The organism is Mucilaginibacter pallidiroseus, from assembly GCF_007846085.1.
Classification (GTDB): Bacteria; Bacteroidota; Bacteroidia; order Sphingobacteriales; family Sphingobacteriaceae; genus Mucilaginibacter; species Mucilaginibacter pallidiroseus.
Window position 1 is genome coordinate 120,743 of the sequence record NZ_VOEJ01000010.1, and the last position, 18,541, is coordinate 139,283.

General features: G+C 44.7%; 10 protein-coding genes. All 10 read left to right on the plus strand.

What is annotated here, in order from left to right; all coding sequences use genetic code 11:
- The first annotated feature begins 97 nt into the window (after positions 1 to 97).
- The 10 genes from FPZ43_RS18125 (at position 98) to FPZ43_RS18170 (ending at position 18,501) form a co-directional block, all read left to right on the plus strand.
- Entirely contained in the window at positions 98 to 2,410 is a 2,313-nt protein-coding gene (locus tag FPZ43_RS18125; RefSeq protein WP_146383338.1) for a GH92 family glycosyl hydrolase, read from the plus strand.
- 7 nt (positions 2,411 to 2,417) lie between these two features.
- Positions 2,418 to 4,565 carry a glycoside hydrolase family 31 protein gene (locus FPZ43_RS18130; protein ID WP_146383339.1) on the plus strand — a complete coding sequence of 716 codons (2,148 nt, stop codon included), beginning with the start codon at positions 2,418 to 2,420 and terminating at the stop codon, positions 4,563 to 4,565.
- Between the two features lie 57 nt (positions 4,566 to 4,622).
- The gene (locus FPZ43_RS18135; protein WP_222431003.1) at positions 4,623 to 6,047 is read left to right on the plus strand and encodes an SGNH/GDSL hydrolase family protein; all 1,425 of its coding nucleotides are present in this window, start codon (positions 4,623 to 4,625) and stop codon (positions 6,045 to 6,047) included.
- Between the two features lie 5 nt (positions 6,048 to 6,052).
- Positions 6,053 to 6,877, plus strand: coding sequence for an alpha/beta hydrolase (locus FPZ43_RS18140; protein ID WP_146383340.1), 825 nt, complete (start codon positions 6,053 to 6,055; stop codon positions 6,875 to 6,877).
- Between the two features lie 254 nt (positions 6,878 to 7,131).
- The gene (locus FPZ43_RS18145; RefSeq protein ID WP_146383341.1) at positions 7,132 to 8,865 is read left to right on the plus strand and encodes a RagB/SusD family nutrient uptake outer membrane protein; all 1,734 of its coding nucleotides are present in this window, start codon (positions 7,132 to 7,134) and stop codon (positions 8,863 to 8,865) included.
- Between the two features lie 26 nt (positions 8,866 to 8,891).
- Positions 8,892 to 9,374: a DUF5004 domain-containing protein gene (locus tag FPZ43_RS18150; RefSeq protein ID WP_146383342.1), complete on the plus strand. Its 483-nt coding sequence runs from the start codon at positions 8,892 to 8,894 to the stop codon at positions 9,372 to 9,374.
- Between the two features lie 17 nt (positions 9,375 to 9,391).
- A complete protein-coding gene (locus FPZ43_RS18155) occupies positions 9,392 to 10,378 on the plus strand; it encodes a DUF4961 domain-containing protein (RefSeq protein ID WP_146383343.1) in 987 nt (328 codons plus the stop codon).
- A gap of 101 nt (positions 10,379 to 10,479) precedes the next feature.
- Complete coding sequence (locus FPZ43_RS18160) at positions 10,480 to 13,608, plus strand: SusC/RagA family TonB-linked outer membrane protein (protein ID WP_146383344.1); 3,129 nt, start codon at positions 10,480 to 10,482, stop codon at positions 13,606 to 13,608.
- A 23-nt stretch (positions 13,609 to 13,631) separates the two neighbouring features.
- Complete coding sequence (locus tag FPZ43_RS18165; RefSeq protein WP_146383345.1) at positions 13,632 to 15,338, plus strand: RagB/SusD family nutrient uptake outer membrane protein; 1,707 nt, start codon at positions 13,632 to 13,634, stop codon at positions 15,336 to 15,338.
- Between the two features lie 34 nt (positions 15,339 to 15,372).
- The gene (locus FPZ43_RS18170; RefSeq protein WP_146383346.1) at positions 15,373 to 18,501 is read left to right on the plus strand and encodes a SusC/RagA family TonB-linked outer membrane protein; all 3,129 of its coding nucleotides are present in this window, start codon (positions 15,373 to 15,375) and stop codon (positions 18,499 to 18,501) included.
- Positions 18,502 to 18,541 lie beyond the last annotated feature (40 nt).

Consider the following 18,541-nt stretch of genomic DNA (forward strand, 5'->3'; position numbering starts at 1 on the left):
CGTCAAATATTTTAAATTGATTTTGCTAAAACGTTTTATTTAATATATTTGCTATAACCAATTCCTGCGGTTGCATACCACATCCGTAATTCAATTTATGCTTAAAAAAGTATTATCGCTTACCGCGGCTTTTGTTGCCGGTATCGCTTTGGTCAACGCGCAAGCGCCCGTGAGTTTTGTTAATCCTATGATAGGCGCAAGCACAAGCACGGCAGCGGCAGGTGTATATCACGGTTTAGGTAAAACTTTCCCGGGTGCGGCTACACCGTTTGGTATGGTGCAGGTCAGCCCCAATACTGTTACAGGCGGCGATAATGCCTCCGGCTATAGTTATGAGCACACAAGTATCGAGGGGTTCGTCCTTACCCAAATGAGCGGGGTGGGCTGGTTTGGCGATTTAGGAAATTTCCTGATAATGCCAACAACCGGGGCGTTAAAAACAAGCGCCGGTACTTTGCAACACCCACAGGGTGGCTACCGGTCTGGTTACGTTAAAGAAAGTGAAAAAGCTTCGGCAGGTTATTATTCTGTTAAACTCGATAATAAAATACAGGCCGAAATGACGGCCGCTACGCATAGCGGTATCTTAAAATTTACCTTCCCACAAAATAAACAATCGCGCATTCAGATAGACCTTGCACGCAGGGTTGGTGGTACGTCGACAGAGCAGTATGTTAAAGTAATAAATGATCATGCCATTGAGGGGTGGATGAAATGTATGCCCGATGGGGGTGGCTGGGGCAATGGCGATGGCCAGGCAAACTTTACGGTTTACTTCCATGCCGAATTTAGCAAGCCGCTAAAAAGCTATGGATTTTGGAGCGCCGATATCCCTGCCGATTGGCCACGCAAACGCGACGACGTAACGAGCGAAAAATACCAGGCAAGGGTGGCCGCTGCGCAGATCATCAAAGGCAAAAAGCAGTTGCAGGGCAAACAACTTGGCTTTTTTACGGAATTTCCAACTGCAACTAACGAGGTCGTATTAGTAAAAACGGGTATCTCATTCGTGAGCATTGATGGTGCGCGCAACAATTTAAAAAGCGAAATAAGCAATTGGGATTTTGCAGCGGTACATCAACAGGCAGTAAGATCCTGGAATGATGCTTTGTCCAAAATAAGCGTAGAGGGCGGAAGCAAAGAAGAAAAAACGGTATTCTACACCGCCATGTACCACAGCATGCTGGACCCACGAACAATGCAGGATGCAGACGGCCGCTATCCCGGTGGCGATGGTATAGCGAAGCAACCGGTAGGGTTTACTAAGCGCACCATTTTTAGCGGTTGGGATGTTTTCAGGAGCCAGATGCCTTTACAAACCATAATCAATCCCGCACTGGTTAATGATATGATTAATTCCCTGGTAACCCTTGCCGATGAGAAAGGCAAAAACTACCTGGAGCGCTGGGAACTTTTGAATGCCTATAGCGGCTGTATGCTGGGCAACCCTGCAGTATCTGTTATTGCCGATGCTTATGCCAAAGGTATCCGCGGATTTGACCTGAAGAAAGCCTACGAATTATCCAGGAACTCCGTTGAAAAATTTGGTAACGGTGATACTGGATACACACCCGGTGGCTTAAGCCTTTCATACACGTTAGAGTATGCTTACACCGATTGGTGCGCTGCGCAGTTGGCCAAAGCGGTGGGTAACAATGCAGATTACGAAAAGTACACCAGGCGCAGCCGGGCCTTCCGGAACGTGTTTGATTCCCAGAAGGGCTGGTTCAGGCCAAAAGAGCAAAACGGCCAGTGGATGGCGTGGCCAAATTCTGGCAGGTTAAAACAATGGTACGGTTGTATCGAAAGCAATCCTTATCAGCAAGGTTGGTTTGTACCACACGATGTTGACGGCATGGTAAACCTGATGGGCGGCAATGCCAAAGTAGCTGCCGATCTGGAGCATTTTTTTGAAAAGGCACCGCAGGATATGATGTGGAACGATTATTATAACCATGCCAATGAGCCTGTACATCATGTGCCATACCTGTTTAACCGGGTGGGTACGCCCTGGCTTACTCAAAAATGGACTCGCGCCATATGCAAGCGCGCTTATCACAATAGTGTTGAGGGCTTGGTCGGTAATGAAGATGTTGGCCAAATGTCGGCATGGTATATTTTGTCGGCCATTGGTTTGCACCCTGTTTGCCCGGGCGATACCCGCCAGGAAATTACCAGTCCTGTTTTCAGCAATATCAGCATAAAGCTTGATCCGCAGTACGCTAAGGGGAAGTCATTCAACATTACCGCCGTTAATAACTCTGATAAAAATATATACATCCAAAGTGCAGAGCTAAACGGCAAAGCATATAACAAATGCTACCTGGACTATTCGGACATCAGCGCCGGTGGCACACTTAAATTGGTAATGGGCGATAAGCCATCCAAAACATGGTGCCTGGTAAACTAACACAGCTATGAAAAAACTGATATATTTTTTAGTCGTCTTAATTTTTCCTGGCTGGTTGCAGATATGCCAGGCTCAGCAGGTCAGCATGGTTAATGCAGCGCCCGGCGTTAAAAAGTTAAGTGTTGGAAGCATCGATAAATTTACGCCACAAAGCTTTGCCGAGGCACCAAGCCGGCAGGCGCTTGCTGATTTACCACATGATAAAGCGCCATTTCAAGCGAGCGATATCAGGATAAAAGTTACTGCGCGTGGAGTGGTGGTGGAGATACCCCTTACAGATGATGAGCAATTGTATGGCTTTGGCATGCAAATTAACTCATTCAATCAACGGGGATTGCGCAAAAGGCCCATAGTGAATGATAATCCGCTTAATAATGTTGGTTATACACATGCGCCAATGCCATATTATGTATCCACAGGCGGGTATGGTATTTTAATTAATACATCGCGATATACTACTTTTTATTGTGGTACGGCTGCAAAGGTTAAAGACAATGCAAACGCGCCCGACGGGCCAAAAAACGCACAATCTGTAAATGATTTATATGGCGGCAGCAAAGCGGCATCTAACTACGTAACCGTTGATATTCCTGGTGCAATAGGTATAGAAGTGTTTGTGTTTGAAGGCCCGGATATGCGTACCGCCATCCAGCGTTATAACTTGTTTGCAGGCGGTGGTGTGTTGCCGCCTATGTGGGCATTGGGTGTTAAGTACCGTGTAAAGGCCGATTTCAGTGCCGGGCAGGTTTATAAAATGGCTAAATATTTTAGGGATAACAACATACCCTGCGATGTTTTGGGTTTAGAGCCCGAATGGCAAACAGCGGCTTACTCATGCTCGTACGTATGGAACAATAAGCTCTTCCCCAACCCGCAAAACTTAATTGATAGCCTTAAGCAAAGTAATTTTAAGATCAATCTTTGGGAACACGCCTTCGTTAACCCTAAAAGTCCGCTTTATAATCAATTGAAATCACGATCGGGCAATTACCAGGTTTGGGGTGGGTTAGTACCTGATTTTGCCGATCAAACAACCCGGAACCAGTTTGCGGCCTATCACAAGGCCACATTTGCCGATAAAGGCATAGCAGGCTTTAAGCTCGATGAATGCGATAACTCGAACCTTGCTTACGGCAGCGGTACCTGGAGTTTCCCGGAATTAAGTGAGTTCCCTTCGGGGATAGACGGCGAACAAATGCACCAGTTATTTGGGCTGCTTTATCAAAAAGCCATGCTAACCCTGTACAGGGCCAATAATACACGTACTTTGCTTGATGTACGAGCATCAAACGCATTTGCAACACCTTATGCCGCAGCCTTGTATAGCGATATTTATGAGCATCCCGCTTACATACAAATGATCCCTAATTCCGGGTTTTCGGGGTTGATATGGTCGCCCGAGGTAAGAGAATCATCTTCATCAACAGAGCTGCTGCGGCGCACGCAAACTGCTGTACTATCTGCCCAGACATTGTTTAACAGCTGGTACCTGCAAAACCCGCCATGGCTACAGTATGACAAAGGCAAAAACAACCGTAATGAATTTATGGCGGATGCTAAGGAAGTTGAGGCAACGGTAAAACAATTGCTCAATTTTAGGATGAGCTTAATTCCATATTTATACAACGCCTTTGCACAGTACAAACTGAAAGGTGTACCGCCGTTCCGAGCCTTGGTTGTTGATTACCCGGCCGACAAAAATGTGTATGGTATTGACAATGAGTACATGATAGGCGAGGGCATACTTGCAGCCCCGTTAACAGGTAATAGCAATCAGCGCGAGGTTTATCTGCCACAGGGCAACTGGTACGATTACAATACCGAGCAAAAATACGCAGGGGGCCGCTCGTATACAATTACCAATCAAACTGATAAACTGCCGGTATTTGTAAAAGAAGGCACTGTTTTACCCTTGGCTAAACCCGTGCAATTTACCAATGCTGCAACAGTGTTTGATATTGATTGCAGGGTTTACGGCCAAAATATAACTGCTGCTACAACTTTGTTTGAAGACGATGGAACCACCTATAGTTTCGAAAAGGGGAACTACAATACCCTTAACTTAAGCTGGCAAAAAGGTAAGGGCTACGTAAAACGTACCGGCAATTACAACGCGCTTAAATACCGGATAAAGAGCTGGCGGGAAATACGCTAAACTTACTATATCTACATAACTATTGCGATATACAACTAAATCGATTAATCATTTAAAGTGAGAAAACTTATATCAACTAAAAGAGATATCAAAGCTACCCTGATGGCAGCTTTTACCGGCGCTGCTTTGTGCTTTGGTAGCCAAGCCGAATCGCAAAATGTATCGCCTTTTAAACACGGAGATAGGGTGGCTTTTGTAGGTAACAGTATTACCGATGGCGGGCACTACCATTCGTATGTGTGGCTTTACTATATGACGCATTTCCCAAACATGCGCCTTACCATGTATAACATTGGTATTGGCGGGGATGCGGCCAAGCAGTTGGCCCGACGGTTTGATGATGATGTTTTGGCACGAAAACCTACGGTTATTACGCTTACCTGGGGCATGAATGATACCGGGTATTTTGAGTGGTACCGGGGGGATGCCGAGCAAACGGCAAAGGCACGTTTAGATACTTCCTACAAATATTATTACCAGATGGAGGCCAAAATGAAGGCGCTGCCAAATGTTAAAAATATCCTTATAGCATCATCACCTTATGATGAAACAACAACAGCAACGCCCAATAACCTTTACAAGGGTAAAAGTGCTGCTTTGCTAAAAGTGGCCGAATTTCAGCAAGCTGCCGCAGCTAAAAATAAATGGGGGTTTATTGACCTTAACCGCCCAATGACCGCCATAAACAAACGCGAGCAGGCAAATAATCCGGCATACAGCCTTACACCTAATGATAGGGTACATCCTGATAACGATGGGCACATGGTAATGGCTTATTTAATACTCAAGGCACAGGGCCTGGCCAACAATGCAGTTGCTGATGTAGAAGTTGATGCTGCTTCAAAAAAAGTGTTAAAGGCCTTAAACAGTAATGTTACCAAGGTATCCGGCTCGGTCAATAATTTAAGCTTTAATTATTTGGCTAAATCTTTACCGTACCCGCTTGATACCGTTTCGCGCGGTTGGGGTAACCATAAAAGGCAATGGGATGCGATGAAAGTGATACCTTTCATGAAGGAGTTTAACACCGAAATGCTTACCGTTAAAAACCTAAGCGCCGGAAACTATCAGCTTAAAATTGATGACGAAGTTATTGGGAAATGGACGGCTGCCGAACTTGCTGCGGGTATAAACCTTGCCGAGCAAACCTATACACCGCAATACCAGCAGGCCATACAGGTAATGGATTTAAACGAGGAACGTTGGGAGATTGAACGCCGCCTGCGCAACCACGCTTTTATCGAGTATAATGTTTTATACGATGTAGGCTTACACAATACCGATAGCCGCGCAGCAATGGACACTGTAAATAAACGTGCTGTAAAGGAAGTGTTTGTAAACGGTAATAAGCCCAACTATCTGTTATCGAGGTATAAATCCGTTCGTGACACGTGGCAAATGGAAATGGATGTACTGCTTGGGCAAATCTACAAGATAAATAAGCCTATTACCCGTAAAATATCGCTCACACGTATCAACTAAAACCTATGAACACCCTTATCAAAAAGTTACTTACACTAATTTTAGTAATTGCTGCACTCCAGGCAAAAGCAGCCAAAGTTGATACTGTGCTAACCCACAGCCAGGTCATGAAAAAAGACATTAAGGCGGTGGTGATCTTACCTGCAAAGTATTCTAAAAAGGTACAGTACCCGGTAGTGTATCTTTTGCATGGCTTTAGCGGCAACTATGCCGATTGGATAACCAAAGATGCTGCGGTACAAAACCTGGCAGACCAATACAATTACCTTATAGTTTGCCCTGACGGTGCCTTTGCAAGCTGGTATATTGATAGCCCTGTAAACAACTACTGGATGTACGATACTTACGTATCAAAAGAACTGGTAGCTTATATAGATAGCCATTTTTCTACCATAAAAGATAGGAGCGGGCGCGCAATAACGGGGCTTAGCATGGGCGGGCATGGCGCTTTGTACCTTGCAATAAAGCACCAGGATATGTATGGTGCAGCAGGATCAATGAGTGGATGTGTGGATCTTAAGCCTTACGCAAAGGATTTCGCCATAAACCAAATATTAGGCAAGTATGAAGACGACCCTAAAAGCTGGGCCGATCATAGCGTTGTTGGCATGCTGGCTCAGTTAAAGCCAAATGCATTAAAACTAACTTTTGATTGCGGCGCCGACGATTTTTTTGCCGGCATCAATAACGATTTTCACCAGCAATTACTGGCCGCAAAAATACCTCACGACTATACGGTTAGGCCCGGCGGGCATACGTGGGATTATTGGAGCAATGCAGTTAATTATCAAATGCTTTTTTTTAGCAGGTATTTTAATAAGCTAAATTGATTTAAAACGCTATAAGCATTGATATTTCAATATTTAAATCAGCATTAAAATACCAGCATTATAGCCAGATACGGCAAATTATTAGCATTTATTTAAAAGTTTACCGCACTTTAAATTTATATATGAAAATATTTGCTAAATCGTTTTTATAATTTATATTTGATAAACGGACATACCAATTATAGTGCTGCACAAGCGCATCCGCAAACGCTTTAACCAGGCGTAAAATCTTTACTGAAAAATTAAATTATGATATGAAGAAACTCTACATTCTTATTTCATTTGGCTTGGCCTGTCTTACCCTCTTTTCTTGTAAAAAGGAAGGATTTTTGGGGCAGACGCAAACAACTGACCTTACGCAAGACAAGGTTTTTAAGGATAGCGTAAACACTATGGCCTTCTTAACTAACATATATATCAAAATTGGGTTTAGCGAGGCTGCTAATCGTTTTACCAATGGCGGTTTAGATGTAGCATCTGATGAGGCTGAACCGTACGATAACACTGCCGGAACCACAATCGGTTTTGCCAACGGCTCTGTAGATGCCAATACCGTTTCTGGCGATGCGTACGAAACCTGTTACAACAACATAAGGGCTGTTAACGTATTTTTTAAAAACGTTGACAGGGCGCCGCTTAAGGCAGCAACCAAAGTGGAGGCAAAGGCCGAAGCGCGTTTTTTACGTGCCTGGTACTATTCTATTTTGCTGAAACATTATGGCGGCGTGCCATTGATTGGTGATACCGTTTATGATTATAAAGACAAAATAGAGGCCCGCCGGGCGAGCTATGCTGATTGCGTAAATTATATCCTGGCCGAGTGCGACAAGGCGGGGCAGGATCTTCCTGTTCTGCAATCTGCGCTGCTATTTGGCCGGGCATCAAAAAGTGCATGCCTGGCGCTTAAAATGCGGGTTTTGCTATATGCGGCAAGCCCGTTATTTAATGATCCTTCGCCGGGCGCAAGCACGCCCCTTGGCATTGCCAGTGCCGCTCAAAAACCACTTGTAGGTTACGAGAATTACGACCCCAACCGATGGAAGCTTGCAGAAGATGCTGCAAAAGCAGTAATGGATTTGGGTACATTCAGCCTGGTTGTTGATAATGCTACCGCCCCTGGTTATGGTTTTCAATACCTGTTCACACAACGCCAAAACAGCGAGTATATATGGCAGCTCATGAAAGACCAGGGTAATAGAGAACTTGAAGGTATTTATTTACCACCATCCCGCGCAGGCAGAGGCGGAGGGTATCCTTACCAGGAACTTGTTGATGCTTTCCCAATGGCTAATGGCCTTGCCATAACCAACCCGGCATCAAATTATAATGCTAATAATCCTTACCAGGGCCGCGATCCGCGCCTGGCTTACACCATATTACGGGATCAGTCTACTTGGATCACCAACGCATCATTATCTCAAATACCCATCAATATTTACACAGTAGATGGTAAAGGGGTAGGTGTTGACGCTATTTATGCGGGGACTAAAACAGGCTACTATGGCCGCAAAATGCTCGACCCTGCGGCAGTTCCCAACTCATTTAACGGTACAAATCGCTGCATTCCTTTGATCAGGTATGCCGAGGTTTTGCTCAGCTACGCCGAGGCGGCCAACGAGTTTGAAGGGCCATCAAAAGCTTACCCTATAGTCGAGCGTATAAGACAACGTGCCGGTTTAAACCCATACACGTTGCCTGCAGGCCTAAGCAAAGATGGGATGCGTAAAGCCATACAGGACGAACGCAGGCTTGAACTGGCCTTTGAAGGTCATCGTTTTTGGGATGTACGCCGCTGGAAACTTGGCGATGCTACACAAACCCTACAAATGACAGGTTTGGAAGTGCAGCGTAATGCTGCCGGTGTATTGCAAGCTTACAAACTTATAGATGTACGCAAACATGGTTTTTCGCCAGCCTTATACTTGTGGCCGCTGCCGGCCGGCGAAGTGGCAAAGTCATCTTTAACGCTTCAAAATCCAGGGTATTAGTATCTGCAATAAATAATTTAATCAATATGTTTATCAACCACACAAAACATAAAGCAGCATCATACCGCAACAAATTATGTATGCTTATTTCTGCCTGCAGCCTGTTATTAGCGGTATCGTGCAAAACGGAGCATTTGGTGCCCAATGCCAAAGAAGCGGTTAAAGATATCAACGGTACATGGTCTATCACATCTGCAACACTTAACGGATCGGAGTTGTTGAGCCTGCCCGATGCCATGACACACTTAAGTGCTTTCAACATCACATTTGCCGACGGTAAATACACCCTTAGTAACCCTGTTCCTTTTATAGTGAGCACCGATGGCGAATACGTATTTAATGACCCGCAATACCCGCTTGATATAACTTTTAAGGCAACCGGCGCGGCTAAAGAAGCAAAGTCCTCCTTCGTGTTCCCGGTTGTGGAAGGTAAAAGGCGCATTACGCTAACTTTTAGCCCGGGCTGCGACAGAAATATTTACAAATACACATTCAAAAAAATTAACTGATCAACCCGGCAGGTTATATGAAGAAATCTTTACAAAACACCCGTAAAAAGCTGATAAGGTATGTAACCCTTTTTATGTTCATACTTTTGTTAAGCAATTGTGAGTTTGTCATCAACTCCATAGTGCAACCCAAAACGGCCAATGCCGGCGACCAGATAACCGCTACGCTCGATGCCAATTTCAGGGTAGATGGTGCCCAAACCAACCGTATAATAGTGGGCATACTGGCACCTAAAAGCTGGAAGCTTGGCCAAAATACCACCATAAGTTATACCTCAATTAAAGGTAATGGCGTGCTTACGCTGATACCGGCCAGTGAGGTTGCCGCCAGCGCAAAAAATGGTGAAAACTGGGCCACCAGGATGCGCAATAAGCTTGGTATTGGCCCTAATTATATTGACGATATGGAATGGGTGCCTTTCCGGACCACAACCAGCCTTACCGCTGTAGGCGAAGATGTGAAAGCTGTGTTCACCATAAAAATGAAGGTTGGTGTTGATGGCCTTAACACATCCGTAAAGTTGGGTTATATAGTATGTAACAACACAGACGGCCTTGATGATGGCAGCCCTAACCTTTGGCCTGTTAAATATGCCGATTGTCTTGAAGTAGCAGGCACCGGCGACCTGATAGATTATTGCAATCCGGCACTATCAGTAATAAACCCGGTTAAATCGCTTGATAACGATTATCAAAGTATAAGTTTTGATAACACTATTATCAAAACTGCGCTGCAGGGCGAGCAGGATATTTACATATGTGCAACCGCCCATACATCAGATGGAAAGAACATTACGGTATGCGGCCGCGAAGACAGATCAAGGTTGCAGCAAACGGCGACGAATAAGTTTTCGATAACGTTGTGGCCACGGGGCTATTTCAAGGTAGATGCCAGCCAAACCATAACCAGTATCGACTATACTTTCACCGATGAAACAGGTGCAAAAATAGTGGGGGTAGGTAACACAGAGGTGCCCTTTGTACTGAAGTTTAACTGCAATTAGTCGGCATAACAATAACCATAAAATAACTAAAAAAATTAACGGCAAACGCGCCCGTATAGCCCGGCGTGTATCCTGTCGGCAACAATATTAAACCTCACTTTATGCAGTATAATTACTTTACAAAAAGCATTTTAATGGTAACCATGTTTGCCCTGGTTAGCATTAACCATGCCCGGGGCCAAAATAAGGCGCCATTACCGGGGCAGGTAAGCGGTATGGTTTTTAACCAGTTTAGCGCTCCTTTAAAAGGGGTTAAAGTATTTGCAGTAAAATCAACCGATACGGTAGTTACCAACGAAAAAGGACGCTTTAGCATAGCAGCACAAAAGGGAAGTACACTGCGTTTTATTGCCAAAGGCTTTAACGTAGCGCAGCTTAAAGTAAATCGTACAGATAGTATTGGCGTACAACTGTCTGACAGGTATTTGAAAACCACAGATAAGATAGATGTACTTTACAACACAGTTGATGCAGATAAAAATCTGGGATCGGTATCAACAATATATACAAACCAGCTAACCACTACGCCTGCTTCGCTGTATACATATGCATTGCCGGGGCAGCTTGCAGGCTTGTATACGCAACAAGCAAGTGGTTTTGGTAACCCACAGGCAGGTTCTCCTACTACAGCCGCATTTTTATTTAATTATGTTACCAGCCATAACCAAACTGTTAATGACAATAACGGGCAGTTTAATTTGCAGGTTCGTGGTGCGAGGGATCTGTTTAATAGTCCGCAACCACCTATTACCATAATTGATGGTGTGCAGCGCGAAATATCTTCAATAGATCCTGAGACTATCGAATCGATATCGGTATTAAAAGATGGTTTATCAACTATTCTGTTGGGTATAAACAGCTCAAACGCGGTATTACTTGTTACCACAAAAAAGGCGCAGGCAGGCCGCACGCTGATATCGTTCACTGCACAAGCAGGCATACAACAATCCTTAGGTTTGCCAACGCCATTGCCTGCCTACCAATATGCCTATTTATATAATGAGGCTTCGCAAAATGGAGGTGGCCAGCCGCTTTACAACGCAGCTGATTTTGAAGCTTACCGCAATGGCAGCGACCCGTTAGGGCATCCAAACGTAAACTGGTTTAACACTATTTTGCGCAAAAATGCACCTATACGTAGTTACAAGCTTAACGTTACAGGCGGTAATGCGGTAGCCCGCTACTCGGTATCGTTAAACTACTTTAACCAGGCAGGTATATTACAGTCAGATCCTTCGCTTTCATTCAAAACCAATAACAATTTAAGCCGGTATGTATTAAACTCCGACATTAACATCACTGCTAGCAAAAACTTTAATATCGACTTGCAGTTATTTGGCCGCGTGCAAACCATAACCTATCCGGGCCAGGGCAGTAGCGGTTTTACAGGTATTTTGAACACGTTATACGGGTTGCCAAATAACGCTTACCCGGTTTATAACCCCGATGGCAGCTTTGCCGGTACTAACCAAACTTTTTACAACAACAACCTGGTGGCGCAGAGCCAATACTCGGGCTACACCAATACCCAAAATCACGATATATTAACCAATCTTGATTTAAAGTATGATTTAGGTAATACCATAAAGGGCTTGTCATTACGCGGTAAAGGCAACTTTGCTGTAAACTCGCAAAGCTTTATTGACAGGAGCCTACAAAACGCTGTTTACCAACTTAACCCCGACGGCAGCTACAACGTTTACGGGGCATCAAGGTCACAAAATAATTCATTCAATAACGTATCAAACTCAAGGTATGCTTATTCACAAGGTGCAGTTGCGTATAACAGGGGCTTTGGTAAAAATAATTTCGACGCATTACTTTTTTATGATTTCAGATCCATACTGCTTACTTATGATTTGCCTAAGTTTATGCAAAACAGGGCCTTACAGCTGGCGTACAACTACGATGAAAAATACTTTATTACGGGTGTTTTTAACAATAGCGGAGATGACCGCTACCCTGCAGGTCACCGTTTTGGCTGGTACTACGCAGGCGGCATTGGCTGGCACATGGGTAAAGAAAGCTTTATAAAAGATAACATTAGCTGGATAAACTCTTGGAAATGGCGTGCAACCTATGGTAATACTGGTAATGATAATATTGACCGTACCGGTTACTTCGCCTACAGGCAAACATTTGACTCTGGCTCGGGCGGGGCATATCCGCAGGGCACGGGCTATTCCAATGGTGGGGGTTACGGAGAATCTACCGGTGTTATCAACCCAAATATCAACCCGGAGCGCGCCCATAAAATTAATATAGGTACAGATATCAACTTATTTAACAATAAGCTGACCCTAAACGCCGACTACTTTAATGAGCGCTACTATAATTTGCTTAAGCAACGTGGTAATAGTAACCAATTGATAGGGGCAGGGTATCCGTTTGAGAATATTGGAATCAGCCGCATGACAGGAGGTGAGCTTACGCTTACCCACCAAAGTAACATTGGCGACTTTAATTATTTTGTAACGGGCAACGCCAGCCTTTTACAAACCAAACAGGTATATGCAGATGAGCTTAAACCGCTTTACCCATGGATGGCCCGTACTGGCCAGCCGCTATCGGCAATATTCGGCTATACATCATTAGGCTTTTTCCAAACGCAGGAGGAAATAAATAACAGCGCTACAACAGTTGGTTATGTGGCCAAACCCGGTGACATTAAATACAAGGACCTTAACGGCGATGGTGTTATCGATCAAAACGATGTATCAGCCATTGGAGGCTTAAAACCGCTGGTATTTTATGGGCTTAATTTTGGATTTAACTACAAGGGGTTCAACGTTAGCATATTATTACAGGGCGTAACAAACAGGCAAATATCATTTAGCCAGGGAGACATTACACAAGGTTTTATGGGTAAGGGTGGCTTTGGTACAGCGCCTTACGGGCAAGCATATACAACTATACTTAACCGCTGGACACCCGAAACAGCTGCAACAGCTACATCGCCGCGTTTAACCCTTGGCGCAAATCCAAATAATGGAGCACCGTCTGATTTTTACGTACACTCCGGAAATTATGTGCGACTTAAAAATGCCGAGATAGGCTATACACTGCCAAACAGAATTACGTCTCGCATTAACGTATCAAACCTGAGGTTTTTTGTGAACGGGCAAAACCTATTAACGGTTGCCGGTTACAAGGGGATCGACCCTGAAGTAAACGGTATTGCATACCCTATACAACGCGTTTTTAACGCCGGAGTAAGTGTAAAACTATAAACACAGCAAAGGAAATCATGATCATGAAAGCATTATATAACATATTACCGGTACTTGCTGCAGCAATTGTTTTTACAGGCTGTAAAAAATACGAACCCGTGCCGGCAGAGCAGCGCACCATAGATTACGTTTTTGATAAAAACGACTCGCTTGGCACCAATGCATACGCCTACCTTAACAGCGCTTATGCAAACTTAAAATCGGGGCATAACCGTGTAAACGGCGAGTACCTTGATGCAGCTTCTGACGATGCAATAAGTGCATCAACCGTAACCACTAATGATATTTACCGCCTGGGAACTGGTTTATACAACGCAACCAATTTGCCACAGGGCGACAACGTTTGGGAAGAAAATTATAAGGCCATACGCACAACAAACATGTTTATATCAAACATTGATTTGGTGCCGGTTAAGGATCAGCTTAGACCGGGCATATCTATGAAGTACGCATGGAAAAGCGAAGCCCGTTTCCTGCGAGCTATGTTTTACTTTAACCTGGTTAAACGCTATGGTGGTGTGCCGCTTTTGGGCGATAAGGTGTACACCATAAATGATGACCTGAACGTACCCCGCAATACTTTTGAGGAGTGCGTAAATTATATTGTTAAAGAGTGCGATGCTGTAAAGGATACCATGTACACCGTGCCGCTTGCCAACCCTGCGACCAACTCGCAAAGGGCAACCAATGCCGCGGCGCTGGCTTTAAAAGCAAAGGTATTGCTTTATGCCGCAAGCCCGCTTTTTAACGGCGGCAATATTGATGCAGGTAACCCCCTAACCGGTTATGCAAACTTTAGTACCGAAAGATGGGTTGCAGCTGCCGCTGCCGCCAAAGCAGTCATGAATCTAAATGCATTTCAACTGGTGCCAAGTTTTAAAAATGTTTTTATAACCCAGGTGCCGGGCAATACCGAGGTGATATTTCAGCGCCCTAACGGTAACGTAAATACCGTTGAAGCCAACAACGGGCCTATTGGTTTTACAACAAGCCCGGTAGGGCAGGGCAAAACCAGCCCAACACAAGATCTGGTTGATGCATTCCCGATGAGTAACGGCTTGGCCATAACAGCTACAGGCTCCGGTTACGACCCGGCGAACCCGTATGCCAATCGCGACCCACGTTTAACAGCCACCGTTTTTTACAACAATTCGCCGTGGCTGGGTTCAACCGTGCAAACATTTGAAGGCGGCCGAAGCAAGCCAAACAGTGGTGTGCAGCAAACGCAAACAGGGTATTACATGCGCAAGTTTATGGCCCTATATGAAAATCAAAGCAATTACGGTACATCGCCGGAAGACTGGATGATTTTCAGGTATGCTGATATACTACTATCATACGCCGAGGCACAAAATGAAGTACTTGCTTCGCCGGATGCATCTGTTTATAGCGCTGTTGAACAGATACGCCAGCGTGCCGGCCTAAGCCCGTTTACATTGCCTGCAGGCTTAACAAAAGATCAAATGCGCGATGCCATAAGGGCCGAGCGCCGTGTTGAAATGGCATTTGAGGAAAGCCGGTATTTTGATATCCGCCGTTGGAAGATTGCCGAAACGGTTATGAACCAGCCACGCCGCGGGGTAGTTATACGGCCAACGGCCACAGGTTTCAGCTACAGCTATGTAAATGTGCTCAATACAAAATTTGTATCGCCTGCCATGTACCTGTACCCTATACCTTTTAACGAAACTCAGAAAAACCCTAATCTGAAACAAAATCCGGGATGGTAATAAACTGCTAATCAAATTATTGACAAGACTTATTATGAGAAAATTTATACTATTATCATTCATCATCGTGCTTGCGCCACTTGTATTGCTGGCGCAGGGCAGGCTGATAACCGGTACTGTAAAAGATGCATCGGGTGTTTTACCCGGCGCTACCGTCAGCGAAAAAGGTGTCCCGGCAAATATTGCTATTGTTAATACAAGCGGAAGATTTACCATCAGGTTAAGAGGTAACGCTAATGCCTTGCTGGTAAAGTACATCGGTTTCAGGCAGCAGGAAGTTAAGCTCGACCAATCAAACGAGATTGACATTATATTACAATCAACCAGCCAGGATATGGAAGAGGTAGTTGTACTTGGTTATCAACCCAAAAAGCGTATAACCAATACCGGCTCGGCCAGCCAGATAAACGCTGCCGAGGTGCGTACCGTGCCAACTGCCAACGTGCAAAATACCTTATCGGGCAGGTTACCGGGCTTCTTTTCACAGCAAACATCGGGGCAGCCGGGTAAAGATGCTGCCAGCTTTTATATACGTGGTTTAAGCTCTATCAATGGCTCTAACACGCCTTTGATCATCGTGGATGACGTAGAATACCAGGCCGACCAATTGCAGCAGATCAATGTTAATGAGATAGAAACCATTACAATATTAAAAGATGCATCAACCACTGCAATCTACGGTGTTAAAGGTGCCAATGGTGTATTGGTGGTAACAACACGCCGCGGTAAAATGGGTGCTCCAAGCGTAAACCTAAGGGTTGAAACAGGTGTGCAGTCGCCTACCAAAATACCGAGTTTCTTGAACGCGCATGATGCTGCAGTGCTGATAAATGAGGCCGAAACAAATTACAACCGCACCTATGGCCTGCCCGCAAGCAATATATCCTTTACCCCGGCAGATCTGCAGGCATTTCAAACCGGTAGCGACCCATACGGGCATCCGGACGTTAACTGGTATAAAGCTATTCTGAAAGATTATACTTACCAGCGTAATACCAATCTTGATATATCTGGCGGTACCAATAATGTACGCTACTTTATCACCGGCGGCGCCCTGACACAAAGTGGTTTGCTGCGCGATTTTGCCGACCCGCAAAACCAAATTAATAGTAATTACGCCTACACACGCTATAACTTCCGCTCGAACCTTGATTTAAAGGCTAATAAAAACCTAAGCATCAGGCTTGATTTAAGCGCACGTTTTGGTACCATCAACGAACCCCACTCATCAAACATATTGGGTGAGATATATGATTTTACCAAGGTTACGCCTTACTCGGCACCGTTTTTAAACCCTAACGGCAGCTACGCATACAACTTCTCGCAGTTTAATACCACATCGCTAAAAAATACACCGCAGCAGCTAAGTACCATTAATGCGAGGCTTGCCAATGGTGGTTATGACCGTGCCAGCCGGACAGATTTTAACTCGCTTTTTGATATTAACGAAAAGCTGGATGCCATAACGCCCGGCCTTTCGGTTACCGGCCGGTTAAGCTATTCAAGTATCGAACAGTATACCAAGCAGCTATATCGCTACAATAGTTCGGGTTTGCCAAGCTACAATCCACCGAGCTATTATTATAATCCAACAACTAAAACGTATACGCTTGATCCAAGAGGGCAGTATGTGCTCTCAGATTATAACCTTACAGGTAACACCAACACCTATATTACACGTGTAAATTTGCAGGCCTTTGCCACTTACGACAGGGTGTTTTTTGGCGATCACCATGTTACCGGTTTGCTGCTATACAATCAGTATCAGGATAATGACCAGGCCAATCCTCCGTCAAAATTTAGCGGGCAGTCTATAAAAGTGGGTTACGGTTATAAAGACAAGTACCTGATAGACTTTAACGCGGCCTACAATGGTACCGACAGGTTTGCTTCCGACCATCGTTTCGGCTTTTTCCCGGCAGTATCTGTTGGTTATAACATTGCCAAGGAAGATTATTTTAAAGACAACGTATCCTTTGTTCAGTACCTTAAATTAAGAGGATCATATGGTGTAGTAGGGTCTGACGCTATAGGTGGTTCACGCTACATTTACAGCCAGTTTTACAATAATGGTTTGGGCTACAACTTTGGTGTGAGCGGACAACCGTTTGGTAGTATAAGTGAAGGTACACTTGCTAACAGCGACGTATTTTGGGAGTCGCAAAAGGAGCTGAACATCGCTCTGGAGTCAAATATGTTTAATAACAAATTAAGCGTGTTGTTCGAAGTATTCCGTAACGTCCGTTATAATCAGTTGATTTTCCCTGGTGATATATCTTCAATTATTGGTGTCGGTGTACCTGCTGTAAACGCAGGCCGATCTATAAATCGTGGCTTTGAGGCACAAATTGGTTATCGCACATCTGTAGGCCAGTTTCAGTTCAACTCGAATTTGGTATTCTCTTATGCCAAAAACAAAATCACCGACCAGCGTGAAGCTGCGCCAGCCTACCCGTGGCTATACCGCACAGGGCACCCAATTGGCCAGCCGTTTGGCTATAAATACATAGGCTTTTACACCGAAGACGATGTGAATAAAATAGCTGCCAACGCGCCCGATAAGCCCGCCACGCCAACCAATGGTACCCGCGTGCAGGCAGGCGATTTGAAATATCAGGATGTAAACGGCGATGGTAAAATAGATGTGTATGACCAGGTTGCCATTGGCAAACCAAACCTGCCTAATACAAACATTGGTTTAACACTTGGCGTTGCCTATAAAGGCTTTAGCGTGAACGTGTTGTTGCAGGCTGCCTATGGTTACAGCTTTGCTGTGGTGGGTACCGGGGTTGAGCCTTTTAAAAGCCAGTTTCAGCCGATACACCAGGAGAGGTGGACACCCACTACTGCGCAATCCGCACAGTTTCCAAGCTTGACTACCGATCCGCTGTCAGTTAGCAGCCCTTCAAACTACCTATCAGACTACTGGTTAATAAACGCACACTATGTCCGTTTAAAAAGTGTTGATATAGGTTACCAGTTTCCGGATAAGCTGCTGCCTTTTAAATTTAAATACGCCCGTTTATACCTGAGCGCATACAACTTATTTACCTGGCGCAACTACAACAGGTATCAACAGGATCCGGAGGTTGCAACCAGCTCGGCTGGCGATGTTTACCCTAATTTACGCGTAGCAACACTTGGCCTGCAGGTTACATTTTAAAATAAATAATGAAAGAGAAATTTTTCTCTTTCATTATTTG

Coding starts and splice junctions, on each gene's coding strand:
- FPZ43_RS18140 (WP_146383340.1), top strand. CDS start 6,053: ATGAACACCCTTATCAAAAAGTTACTTACACTAATTTTAGTAATTGCT.
- FPZ43_RS18145 (WP_146383341.1), top strand. CDS start 7,132: ATGAAGAAACTCTACATTCTTATTTCATTTGGCTTGGCCTGTCTTACC.
- FPZ43_RS18125 (WP_146383338.1), top strand. CDS start 98: ATGCTTAAAAAAGTATTATCGCTTACCGCGGCTTTTGTTGCCGGTATC.
- FPZ43_RS18160 (WP_146383344.1), top strand. CDS start 10,480: ATGCAGTATAATTACTTTACAAAAAGCATTTTAATGGTAACCATGTTT.
- FPZ43_RS18155 (WP_146383343.1), top strand. CDS start 9,392: ATGAAGAAATCTTTACAAAACACCCGTAAAAAGCTGATAAGGTATGTA.
- FPZ43_RS18170 (WP_146383346.1), top strand. CDS start 15,373: ATGAGAAAATTTATACTATTATCATTCATCATCGTGCTTGCGCCACTT.
- FPZ43_RS18150 (WP_146383342.1), top strand. CDS start 8,892: ATGTTTATCAACCACACAAAACATAAAGCAGCATCATACCGCAACAAA.
- FPZ43_RS18165 (WP_146383345.1), top strand. CDS start 13,632: ATGAAAGCATTATATAACATATTACCGGTACTTGCTGCAGCAATTGTT.
- FPZ43_RS18130 (WP_146383339.1), top strand. CDS start 2,418: ATGAAAAAACTGATATATTTTTTAGTCGTCTTAATTTTTCCTGGCTGG.